The organism is Streptococcus sp. UMB0029 (genome assembly GCF_002871495.1).
In the GTDB taxonomy this organism is placed as follows: domain Bacteria; phylum Bacillota; class Bacilli; order Lactobacillales; family Streptococcaceae; genus Streptococcus.
In genome coordinates this window covers 26,742-38,739 of sequence record NZ_PNGD01000010.1, presented here as the reverse complement: position 1 = coordinate 38,739, position 11,998 = coordinate 26,742, and the positions used below count along the sequence as shown (strand labels likewise).

At 42.0% G+C, this 11,998-nt stretch carries 12 protein-coding genes; all 12 read left to right on the top strand.

Features of this window, described 5'->3' with window-relative positions; all coding sequences use genetic code 11:
* The first annotated feature begins 9 nt into the window (after positions 1-9).
* The 12 genes from CJ239_RS07910 to CJ239_RS07855 all read left to right on the top strand — a co-directional run bounded on the left by CJ239_RS07910 (position 10) and on the right by CJ239_RS07855 (position 11,817).
* A complete protein-coding gene (locus CJ239_RS07910) occupies positions 10-699 on the top strand; it encodes a sugar phosphate nucleotidyltransferase (protein ID WP_000643974.1) in 690 nt (229 codons plus the stop codon).
* Between the two features lie 87 nt (positions 700-786).
* Positions 787-1,635, top strand: a complete 849-nt coding sequence (gene dprA / locus CJ239_RS07905; protein WP_102211160.1) for a DNA-processing protein DprA — start codon at positions 787-789, stop codon at positions 1,633-1,635.
* A gap of 231 nt (positions 1,636-1,866) precedes the next feature.
* A complete protein-coding gene (gene topA, locus CJ239_RS07900) occupies positions 1,867-3,954 on the top strand; it encodes a type I DNA topoisomerase (RefSeq protein WP_102211159.1) in 2,088 nt (695 codons plus the stop codon).
* A 105-nt stretch (positions 3,955-4,059) separates the two neighbouring features.
* On the top strand, positions 4,060-4,419 hold the full coding sequence (locus tag CJ239_RS07895) for a YbaN family protein (protein WP_001220352.1): 360 nt from the start codon (positions 4,060-4,062) through the stop codon (positions 4,417-4,419).
* Between the two features lie 90 nt (positions 4,420-4,509).
* Positions 4,510-5,142: a copper homeostasis protein CutC gene (locus CJ239_RS07890; protein ID WP_102211158.1), complete on the top strand. Its 633-nt coding sequence runs from the start codon at positions 4,510-4,512 to the stop codon at positions 5,140-5,142.
* A gap of 43 nt (positions 5,143-5,185) precedes the next feature.
* Positions 5,186-5,842, top strand: coding sequence for an MmcQ/YjbR family DNA-binding protein (locus CJ239_RS07885; RefSeq protein WP_102211157.1), 657 nt, complete (start codon positions 5,186-5,188; stop codon positions 5,840-5,842).
* Between the two features lie 303 nt (positions 5,843-6,145).
* Positions 6,146-7,708 carry a 2-isopropylmalate synthase gene (locus CJ239_RS07880; RefSeq protein WP_102211156.1) on the top strand — a complete coding sequence of 521 codons (1,563 nt, stop codon included), beginning with the start codon at positions 6,146-6,148 and terminating at the stop codon, positions 7,706-7,708.
* A gap of 11 nt (positions 7,709-7,719) precedes the next feature.
* The gene (gene leuB / locus CJ239_RS07875) at positions 7,720-8,757 is read left to right on the top strand and encodes a 3-isopropylmalate dehydrogenase (protein ID WP_102211155.1); all 1,038 of its coding nucleotides are present in this window, start codon (positions 7,720-7,722) and stop codon (positions 8,755-8,757) included.
* Positions 8,754-9,023: a DUF1294 domain-containing protein gene (locus CJ239_RS07870; protein ID WP_033683772.1), complete on the top strand. Its 270-nt coding sequence runs from the start codon at positions 8,754-8,756 to the stop codon at positions 9,021-9,023. The genes leuB and CJ239_RS07870 overlap by 4 nt, the downstream gene beginning before the upstream one ends.
* Positions 9,024-9,026: 3 nt before the next feature.
* The gene (gene leuC / locus CJ239_RS07865) at positions 9,027-10,409 is read left to right on the top strand and encodes a 3-isopropylmalate dehydratase large subunit (RefSeq protein WP_102211154.1); all 1,383 of its coding nucleotides are present in this window, start codon (positions 9,027-9,029) and stop codon (positions 10,407-10,409) included.
* A gap of 9 nt (positions 10,410-10,418) precedes the next feature.
* A complete protein-coding gene (leuD, locus tag CJ239_RS07860; protein ID WP_102211153.1) occupies positions 10,419-11,012 on the top strand; it encodes a 3-isopropylmalate dehydratase small subunit in 594 nt (197 codons plus the stop codon).
* A gap of 25 nt (positions 11,013-11,037) precedes the next feature.
* The gene (locus CJ239_RS07855) at positions 11,038-11,817 is read left to right on the top strand and encodes an L-threonylcarbamoyladenylate synthase (RefSeq protein WP_102211152.1); all 780 of its coding nucleotides are present in this window, start codon (positions 11,038-11,040) and stop codon (positions 11,815-11,817) included.
* The last annotated feature ends 181 nt before the right edge of the window (positions 11,818-11,998 follow it).

Genomic DNA, 11,998 nt, shown 5'->3' with positions numbered 1-11,998 from the left:
GAGATTCGTGTGAAAGCCATTATCTTAGCAGCGGGCTTGGGAACTCGCTTACGTCCTATGACTGAAAATACGCCTAAAGCCTTGGTTCAAGTTAATCAAAAACCCTTGATTGAATACCAAATTGAGTTTTTAAAAGAAAAAGGAATCAATGACATCATCATCATCGTTGGTTACCTTAAAGAACAATTCGATTACTTGAAAGAAAAATATGGGGTTCGCCTCGTCTTCAATGATAAATACGCTGACTACAATAACTTTTACTCTCTCTATCTTGTAAAAGAAGAATTGGCCAACAGCTATGTTATTGATGCCGATAATTATCTCTTTAAAAATATGTTCCGCAATGATTTGACTCGTTCGACTTATTTTAGTGTCTATCGTGAAGATTGTACCAACGAATGGTTCTTGGTCTATGGAGATGACTATAAGGTTCAAGACATTACTGTTGATAGTAAGGCTGGTCGTATCCTTAGTGGTGTATCCTTCTGGGACGCTCCAACTGCAGAAAAGATTGTCAGCTTTATTGACAAGGCTTATGCAAGTGGTGAATTTGTTGATCTCTACTGGGACAATATGGTTAAGGATAATATCAAAGAGCTAGATGTCTATGTTGAAGAATTAGAAGGCAATAGCATCTATGAGATCGATAGTGTCCAAGATTATCATAAATTAGAAGAAATTCTTAAAAACGAAAATTAATGATTCCAACATCTGGCTGAAATAGTCGGATGTTTTTTGATTTTTTTACGAATAAATAGATGAGTAGAAAAAGAAATGGAGTTATTTATGAAAATCACAAACTATGAAATCTATAAGTTAAAAAAATCAGGTTTGACCAATCAACAGATTTTGAAGGTCCTAGAATACGGTGAAAGTGTTGATCAAGAACTTTTGTTGGGTGATATTGCAGATATATCAGGTTGCCGAAATCCAGCTGTTTTTATGGAACGTTATTTTCAGATAGACGATGCGCATTTGGAGAAAGAATTTCAAAAATTTCCATCTTTCTCTATTTTAGACGACTGTTATCCTTGGGACTTGAGTGAAATTTATGATGCACCTGTGCTTTTATTTTATAAGGGCAATCTTGAACTCTTGAAATTTCCTAAGGTAGCGGTTGTGGGGAGTCGTGCTTGTAGCAAACAGGGAGTTAAGTCAGTTGAAAAAGTCATTCAAGGCTTGGGAAATGAACTGGTTATTGTTAGTGGATTAGCCAAGGGGATTGACACAGCAGCGCATATGGCAGCTCTGCAGAATGGCGGAAAAACCATTGCAGTTATTGGAACAGGGTTGGATGTGTTTTATCCTAAAGCTAATAAACGTTTGCAAGACTACATCGGAAATGAGCATTTGGTTCTCAGTGAGTATGGACCTGGTGAACAACCTCTGAAATTTCATTTTCCTGCCCGTAATCGCATTATTGCTGGACTTTGCCGTGGTGTGATTGTAGCAGAGGCTAAGATGCGCTCAGGTAGTCTCATTACCTGTGAGCGGGCAATGGAAGAAGGTCGCGATGTTTTTGCTATTCCAGGTAGCATTTTAGATGGACTATCAGACGGTTGCCATCATTTGATTCAGGAAGGAGCAAAATTGGTTACAAGTGGGAAGGATGTTCTTGCGGAATTTGAATTTTAATACTCTTCGAAAATCTCTTCAAACCACGTCAGCTTCCATCTGCAACCTCAAAACAGTGTTTTGAGCAACCTGCGGCTAGCTTCCTAGTTTGCTCTTTGATTTTCATTGAGTATAAGAAGAAAGTCCGCTTACTAGACAAACTTTTCTTCTATTATAGTAGCTAAGTCTTGACAGGGTTCAAAAAATGGTTTACACTTTATAAAGTTTATTACTTTGAAAAGGTGTGATACTGTGGCTACGGCAACAAAAAAGAAAAAAACAACAGTTAAAAAAAATCTAGTTATCGTGGAGTCGCCTGCTAAGGCGAAAACGATTGAGAAATATCTAGGCAGAAATTACAAGGTTTTAGCCAGTGTTGGGCATATCCGTGATTTGAAGAAATCCAGTATGTCCGTCGATATTGAAAATAATTATGAACCGCAATATATCAATATCCGAGGAAAAGGCCCTCTTATTAATAACTTGAAAAAAGAAGCTAAAAAAGCTAATAAAGTCTTTCTTGCGAGTGACCCGGACCGTGAAGGAGAAGCGATTTCTTGGCATTTGGCTCATATCCTTAATTTGGATGAGAATGATGCTAACCGTGTGGTCTTCAATGAAATCACCAAGGATGCAGTTAAAAATGCTTTCAAAGAGCCACGCAAGATTGATATGGACTTGGTCGATGCTCAACAGGCACGCCGTGTCCTGGACCGCTTGGTAGGGTATTCGATTTCGCCTATTTTGTGGAAAAAGGTCAAGAAGGGTTTGTCAGCAGGTCGCGTTCAGTCTATTGCCCTTAAGTTAATCATTGATCGTGAGAATGAAATCAATGCCTTCCAGCCAGAGGAATACTGGACAATTGATGGCGTCTTTAAAAAGGGAACCAAGCAATTCCAGGCTTCCTTCTATGGAGTAGATGGTAAAAAGCTGAAACTGACTAGCAATGACGAGGTTAAGGAAGTCTTGTCTCGTCTGACTAGTAAAGACTTTTCAGTGGATCAGGTAGATAAGAAAGAGCGCAAGCGTAATGCTCCTTTACCTTATACCACTTCATCTATGCAGATGGATGCGGCTAATAAAATTAACTTCCGTACTCGAAAAACCATGATGGTTGCCCAACAGCTCTATGAAGGAATTAATATCGGTTCTGGTGTTCAAGGTTTGATTACCTATATGCGTACCGATTCGACTCGTATCAGTCCTGTAGCGCAAAATGAAGCAGCAAGCTTCATTACGGATCGTTTTGGTAGCAAGTATTCTAAGCATGGTAGCAAGGTCAAAAATGCATCAGGTGCTCAGGATGCCCACGAGGCTATTCGTCCGTCTAGCGTTTTTAATACACCTGAAAGCATCGCTAAGTATCTGGACAAGGATCAACTCAAGCTTTATACTCTTATCTGGAATCGTTTTGTAGCGAGCCAGATGACAGCTGCTGTTTTTGATACCATGGCTGTTAAATTGTCTCAAAATGGGGTCCAATTTGCTGCTAATGGTAGTCAGGTTAAGTTTGATGGTTATCTTGCCATTTATAATGATTCTGACAAGAATAAGATGTTACCAGATATGGCTGTTGGAGATGTAGTCAAGCAGGTTAATAGTAAACCAGAGCAACATTTCACTCAACCGCCTGCTCGCTATTCTGAAGCGACCCTGATCAAGACCTTGGAGGAAAATGGGGTTGGACGTCCGTCAACCTACGCACCGACCATTGAAACCATTCAGAAACGTTATTATGTTCGCCTTGCAGCCAAACGTTTTGAACCAACAGAGTTGGGAGAAATTGTTAACAAGCTCATCGTTGAATATTTCCCAGATATCGTAAACGTGACCTTCACAGCTGAAATGGAAGGCAAACTGGATGACGTAGAAGTCGGAAAAGAGCAGTGGCAACGTGTCATTGATGCCTTTTACAAACCTTTCTCTAAAGAAGTGGCCAAGGCTGAAGAAGAAATGGAAAAAATCCAAATCAAGGATGAACCAGCTGGATTTGATTGTGAAGTGTGTGGTAGTCCAATGGTCATTAAACTTGGTCGTTTTGGTAAGTTCTACGCTTGTAGCAATTTCCCAGATTGCCGTCATACCCAAGCAATCGTGAAAGAGATTGGTGTTGAGTGTCCAAGTTGTCATCAGGGACAAATCATTGAGCGTAAAACCAAACGCAATCGTCTTTTCTATGGTTGCAATCGCTATCCAGAATGTGAATTTACCTCTTGGGACAAGCCTGTTGGTCGTGACTGTCCAAAATGTGGCAACTTCCTCATGGAGAAAAAGGTCCGTGGTGGTGGCAAGCAGGTTATTTGTAGTAAAGGCGACTACGAAGAAGAAAAGATTAAATAAGAGGAGAGTCCTGAAAGTGAATTTCAGGCTCTTTTGGGTTAGAGCTTGACAAAATTCATCATTGTATGCGAAACTAGAAGAAGATTATTTTAATTAGGAGTAGTTATGCGTATTATTTATCTTATTATTGGTTTTTTATCACTAGCCTTGGCTATTGTTGGGGTTGTTTTACCCTTGTTGCCCACAACACCTTTCCTTTTGTTGTCTATTGCTTGTTTCTCCAGAAGTTCCAAGCGCTTCGAAGATTGGCTTTACCATACCAAGCTCTATCAAGCATATGTAGCTGATTTTCGCGAGACCAAATCCATTGCGCGTGAACGTAAGAAAAAAATCATCGTATCCATCTACATTCTGATGGGAATTTCCATTTATTTTGCTCCTCTATTACCAGTCAAAATCGGTCTGGGAGCTTTGACCATCTTTATCACCTACTATCTCTTTAAGGTTATTCCGGACAAAGAATAAAAAATAGTAACTATTTTCCTTGATATAAATAAAAGCATATTCACAATAATATGATATAATAAATTCAAAGTAATAATCAAGGAGAATCAAATGATTTACGAATTTTGTGCTGAAAATGTGACCTTGCTTGAAAAAGCGATGGAGGCTGGAGCTCGTCGAATCGAACTTTGTGACAATCTAGCAGTTGGTGGGACAACTCCCAGCTATGGAGTGACCAAGGCAGCGGTTGAATTGGCAGCTAACTACGATACGACCATCATGACCATGATTCGTCCACGTGGTGGCGACTTTGTCTATAATGACCTAGAAATTGATATCATGTTAGAAGACATTCGGTTGACTGCTCAGGCTGGAAGTCAAGGAGTTGTATTTGGAGCCTTAACTGCTGATAAGAAGTTGGATAAGGCTAATCTAGAGAAGTTAATTGCTGCATCAAAAGGAATGGAAATTGTCTTCCACATGGCCTTTGATGAATTGAGCGATGAAGATCAACTGGAGGCTATTGACTGGCTCAGTCAAGCTGGAGTCACTCGAATCCTGACTCGTGCGGGTGTGTCTGGAGATTCGCTAGAGAAACGCTTTGCTCACTATCACAGAATTTTGGAGCATGCTAAAGGTAAAATTGAAATTCTACCAGGTGGGGGTATTGACCTTGACAACCGTCAAACCTTTATTGACCTGTTGGGCGTGACACAATTGCACGGAACCAAGGTTGTCTTTTAAAAAATAGAAAGGAACTGCTAGCTTTGGGTAGCAGTTTTCACTTATGTTTGAAATTTTTAAATCCTATCAGTTTAATCAAGAAAAGGCTCGTGCCTATGGTTTTGTAGAAAATGGGGAAGTCTGGACTTATAGTTGCCAGATTTTGCAGGGTGACTTTTTCATGACAGTCTCCATCACTACTGATAATGTGAATTTTCAGGTCTTTGATCAGGAAACGGGCGACCTATATCCTCAAGTCCATATGGAAAGTATGAGAGGAAGTTTTGTAGGAAGTGTCCGTGAGTCTTGTTTGGAGATTCTTTACCAGATTCGGAAGGCCTGTTTTGATGTGCAGGATTATATCTGTCCTCAGACTAAACGAATTATGACTCAAGTTCAAGAAAAGTATGGAAACCAGTTGGAGTACTTGTGGGAGAAATCGCCTGATACAGCAGTATTGCGTCATGAAGGGAATCAAAAGTGGTATGCCGTCTTGATGAAAATCTCTTGGGATAAGCTGGAAAAGGGCAGAGAAGGACAGGTGGAAGCAGTCAACCTCAAGCATGACCAAGTAGCTGACTTACTTTCAAAAAAGGGAATTTATCCAGCCTTTCATATGAACAAGCGCTACTGGATTAGTGTGGCTCTTGATGATACTTTGTCAGATGAAGAAGTACTGGAATTGATAGAAATAAGTTGGAACTTAACCTTTAAAAAATGAAACATTTCAAGAGCTTTCAATTAGCTAAATATTCTTTACTGAAGAAATTTTCAGAAAATATTGGATTTTTTCTTGACAAGTGCTTGTGCCTATGCTAAAATACTAAACAAGATATCAAACGAAGGAGAAAGTCAAACATGAAAACAGCTAAGTTTAATCAATTTACTTTGTTGTTGAGGTACTCGGGCTAGTGCAAAAAGCATTAGTCCTGTTTGGCTTACCAAGCGGGAGTAAATCAACATCTCGCTTGGGTTTCTGAGCGAGATGTTTTTTTAAAACCACATTTGGAAAAGGGGAAATCTTATGAGAAGAGTTGAATTTCTAGATACCAGCCTTCGGGATGGAGAGCAGACACCTGGTGTTAACTTCTCAATCAAGGAAAAAATTGCCATTGCAAGGCAACTGGAGAAATGGGGCATTTCAGCCATCGAGGCTGGTTTTCCAGCGGCGAGTCCTGATTCATTCACGGCAGTTCAGGAGATTGCTAAGGTCTTGAAGAAAACAGCAGTGACTGGTTTGGCCCGTTCTGTCAGGTCTGATATTGATGCTTGTTACGAGGCCCTCAAGGACGCCAAGTATCCACAGGTTCACGTTTTTATCGCTACCAGTCCGATTCACCGCAAGTATAAGCTCAATAAGAGCAAGGAAGAGATTTTGGAAGCTATTAAGGAGCATGTCTCTTATGCACGTTCTAAGTTTGAAGTGGTCGAATTCTCTCCAGAGGATGCGACTAGAACAGAGTTGGATTTCCTCTTGCAAGTTGTTCAAACAGCGGTAGATGCAGGGGCGTCTTATATCAATATCCCTGATACGGTTGGATTTACCACGCCAGAAGAGTACGGAGCTATCTTCAAATACTTGATTGAGAATGTTAAGACAGATCGTCAGATTATCTATTCGCCTCACTGTCACGATGACCTCGGAATGGCAGTGGCAAATAGCCTTGCTGCTGTCAAGAATGGAGCAGGACGTGTTGAAGGAACCATCAACGGTATTGGTGAGCGAGCTGGAAATGCTGCCCTTGAAGAAATTGCAGTGGCCCTCAATATTCGCCAAGATTACTATCAAGCAGAAACAAGTATTGTCCTAAATGAAACAATAAATACGTCAGAAATGGTTTCTCGCTTCTCAGGTATTCCGGTTCCTAAAAACAAGGCTGTGGTTGGTGGTAATGCCTTTTCTCACGAATCTGGTATTCACCAAGACGGAGTCCTTAAAAATCCTCTTACTTATGAGATTATCACCCCTGAATTGGTTGGTGTTAAGAGCAATAGCCTTCCTCTTGGAAAATTGTCAGGTCGCCATGCCTTTGTTGAAAAACTAAGAGAATTGGCCCTAGACTTTTCAGAAGAGGATATCAAACCACTCTTTGCCAAGTTCAAGGCGCTGGCAGACAAGAAACAAGAAATCACAGATGCAGATATTCGTGCTCTGGTAGCTGGAACCATGGTTGAAAACCCAGAAGGTTTCCACTTTGATGATTTACAACTTCAAACTCATGCAGATAATGACATTGAAGCACTCGTTAGCCTAGCCAATATGGATGGTGAGAAAGTTGAATTTAATGCGACAGGTCAAGGTTCCGTTGAAGCGATCTTTAACGCTATCGACAAGTTCTTTAACCAATCCGTCCGCTTGGTGTCCTATACTATTGACGCGGTAACGGATGGAATTGATGCCCAGGCTCGAGTCTTGGTCACTGTTGAAAACAGAGATACAGAAACCATCTTTAACGCAGCAGGTCTTGATTTCGATGTGTTGAAGGCTTCTGCTATTGCCTATACCAATGCTAATACCTTTGTTCAAAAAGAGAATGCTGGTGAGATGGGACGCAGTGTTTCCTATCGCGATATGCCTAGTGTGTAAAGGAGAAGGCTATGACAAAGAAAATAGTAGCTCTAGCAGGGGACGGAATTGGCCCAGAAATCATGGAGGCTGGTTTAGAGGTTCTGGGGGCTCTAGCTGAAAAAACAGGTTTTGACTATGAGATTGATAGAAGACCCTTCGGAGGTGCAGGTATTGATGCAGCAGGCCATCCCTTACCTGATGATACTCTTAAGGCTTGTAGAGAAGCAGATGCCATTCTCCTAGCGGCTATTGGGAGTCCCCAGTATGATGGGGCAGCGGTTCGGCCTGAACAAGGACTGCTGGCTCTCCGTAAGGAACTCAATCTTTATGCCAATATTCGCCCCGTAAAAATCTTTGACAGTCTCAAGCATTTGTCACCACTCAAACCAGAACGAATTGCTGGTGTAGACTTTGTCGTGGTGCGTGAGTTGACAGGCGGGATTTACTTTGGGGACCATATCCTTGGAGAGCAAAAAGCACGTGATATCAATGACTATAGCTATGAAGAAGTAGAGCGGATTATTCGTAAGGCATTTGAAATCGCAAGAAGTCGGAGAAAAATCGTTACTAGTATCGATAAGCAAAATGTTCTAGCGACCTCAAAACTCTGGCGCAGAGTAGCTGAGGAAGTCGCGCAGGATTTTCCAGATGTAACCTTGGAGCACCAGCTAGTCGACTCAGCTGCCATGCTTATGATTACCAATCCTGCCAAGTTCGATGTCATCGTGACGGAGAATCTTTTTGGAGATATCTTATCTGATGAATCAAGTGTCCTATCTGGCACACTTGGAGTCATGCCATCAGCCAGTCACTCTGAAAAGGGTCCAAGTCTCTATGAACCCATTCATGGTTCGGCACCCGATATTGCAGGTCAAGGAATTGCCAATCCTATTTCCATGATTTTGTCTGTTGCTATGATGCTTAGAGACAGTTTTGGTCGTTATGAGGATGCAGAGCGTATCGAACGTGCAGTAGAAGTCAGTTTGGCAGCTGGCATTTTAACGAGAGATATAGGTGGACAGGCTTCGACCAAGGAAATGACGGAAGCTATTATTGCAAGGTTATGAAGTTAGACGAAAAAATTACTCTAGTCCTTTTGATTTGGAATGTCATAATTTTCTTGATTTATGGCATTGACAAATCTAAGGCAAGGAGAAGAGTTTGGCGCATCCCAGAGAAAATCTTACTCATTTTAGCCTTTACTTGTGGTGGTTTTGGAGCTTGGTTAGCAGGAATCACCTTTCACCACAAGACTCGAAAATGGTACTTTAAAACGGTTTGGTTTCTTGGGATGGTGACCACACTAGGAGCCTTATATTTTATTTGGAGGTAATAGATGGCAGGAAAATCGATTTTTGATAAATTATGGGACCGTCATGTCATCACAGGAGAAGAGGGGCAACCCCAACTCATGTATGTGGACCAGCACTATATTCACGAAGTGACCAGTCCTCAGGCTTTTCAAGGATTACGAGATGCAGGTCGTAGATTGAGACGACCAGACTTGACATTTGGAACCTTTGACCACAATGTCCCAACAGTCAATATCTATGATATTCGAGATGTGATTTCCAAGGCTCAAATTGATAAGCTAGCTGAAAATGTTGAGGAATTTGGGATTGAACATGCGGCCCACGGTTCTGAAAAACAAGGGATCGTACACATGGTTGGTCCAGAAACAGGACGGACCCAACCAGGGAAATTCATCGTCTGTGGAGACAGCCATACAGCAACCCACGGGGCTTTCGGAGCGATCGCCTTTGGAATTGGAACCAGTGAGATTGAGCATGTCTTTGCTACCCAGACCCTCTGGCAAGTTAAACCCAAGAAAATGTTGGTAGAATTCACTGGTGTTCCTCAAAAAGGAGTTTATTCCAAGGACTTCATTTTAGCCTTGATTGCCAAGTACGGCGTTGCCTGTGGTGTCGGCTACGTGGTGGAATATCGAGGTCAAGCGATTGATACACTGAGCATGGAAGAGCGAATGACCATCTGCAATATGTCCATCGAGTTTGGTTCTAAGATGGGAATCATGAATCCGGACCAAACCACCTATGATTATCTCAAGGGACGAGAATGTGTTCCAGAGGACTTTGAAGAGGCTGTGGCGGATTGGAAGACCCTTGTCAGTGATGATGATGCTGTTTATGATAAGGTTATCCGGATGGATGTCTCAGACCTAGCTCCTATGGTGACCTGGGGCACCAATCCTGCTATGGGGGTTGACTTTGACAGTAGCTTCCCAGAAATTAAGGATATGAATGATGAGCGCGCCTACAATTACATGGACTTGGAACCTGGTCAAAAGCCAGCGGATATTGAACTAGGATATATCTTTATAGGTTCATGTACCAATGCTCGTCTCAGCGATTTGCAACTGGCTGCCCGATTTGTCAAAGGAAAGAAAATTGCCCCCAACTTAACGGCTATCGTGGTTCCGGGCTCTCGTCCTGTGAAACGAGCTGCTGAGAAGTTGGGCTTGGACAAGGTTTTCCTAGATGCTGGCTTTGAGTGGAGAGACCCGGGTTGCTCCATGTGCCTAGGGATGAATCCTGACAAGGTTCCAGATGGTGTCCACTGTGCCTCAACAAGCAATCGTAACTTTGAAGACAGACAAGGCTTTGGTGCTAAGACCCATCTCTGTAGTCCAGCCATGGCAGCTGCGGCAGCTATTGCAGGGCGTTTCGTAGATGTTCGGAAAATGCCAGAAGCCCAGTAAGGAGAGGATATGGAGAAATTTACAGTTTATAGGGGAACGACCGTTCCTCTCATGAATGATAATATCGACACCGACCAAATCCTACCCAAGCAGTTTCTCAAGTTAATTGATAAAAAAGGCTTTGGTAAGTACCTCATGTATGCTTGGCGTTATCTGGATGACAAGTATACTGAGGATCCAGACTTTGTCTTTAACCGACCTGAATATCGGAAAGCCAGTATTCTCATCTCAGGAGATAACTTTGGGGCAGGGTCTTCGAGGGAGCATGCAGCTTGGGCTCTAGCGGACTATGGTTTTAAGGTCGTGATTGCAGGATCTTTCGGGGATATTCATTACAATAATGAACTCAATAATGGCATGTTGCCTATTGTTCAGCCCAGAGAGGTTAGAGAAAAGCTAGCCCAGCTTAAACCAACCGATCAGGTAACTGTGGACTTGGAACAACAGAAAATCATCTCACCAGTTGGAGAATTCACTTTCGAAATAGATAGCGAATGGAAACACAAGCTCTTAAATGGTTTGGATGATATCGGAATTACCTTGCAGTATGAAGACTTGATTGCTGCCTATGAAAAACAACGACCAGCCTACTGGCAGGATTAGAAAAAATAGAAAAGGAAATAGAACTATGACAAAACACATTCAATGGAACGGAACACTTTCACAAGAAGGCTATGACATTTTAAAAGGTGAGGGCGGTTGTATCGTTTGCCCTACTAAAGTTGGTTACATTATCATGACTAGCGACAAGGCAGGACTTGAACGTAAGTTCGCAGCCAAAGAACGTAACCGTAACAAACCAGGTGTGGTTCTCTGTGGTAGCATGGATGAGCTTCGCTCCTTAGCACAACTCAACCCAGAAATTGAAGCCTTCTACCAAAAACATTGGGACGAAGATATTCTTCTTGGTTGTATCCTTCCCTGGAAACCAGAAGCATTTGAAAAACTCAAAGCTTATGGGGATGGCCGTGAAGAACTTATGACTGACGTTCGTGGTACTAGCTGTTTCGTTATCAAATTTGGGAAAGCTGGTGAACAATTGGCTGCCAAACTTTGGGAAGAAGGCAAGATGGTTTATGCCTCATCTGCAAACCCATCTGGAAAAGGAAACCGTGGTAAGGTAGAAGGTATCGGAGAACGCATCGAAGGAGCAGTAGATCTTGTCATCGAAGCAGACGACTATGTGGCATCTATCCAACCTGACAAAACGATTGAAACTCGCTACGAGCAAGGTGTGATGGTGTCTATGGTCGATAAAGACGGCCAACTCATCCCAGAACAAGGAGGAGCACGCTCAACTTCACCAGCTCCAGTTGTAATCCGCAAAGGGCTTGACATTGATAAAATCATGATGCATCTCTCAGATACCTTTAACTCATGGGACTACCGTCAGGGCGAGTATTATTAGGATAGAGAAGGATTGGGGAGAAAATAATCTCTCCTCTTTCTTTTGTTATTTACACAATAAAATCCGAACTATATTTTTTAATTTATAACGTTATTTGACAAAAACTGTACTTTAGTTTATAATAAATTAAGGAAACGTCGGAAAAGGCGTAGAGATGCGAGAGCATAGGTAGGTCATTACA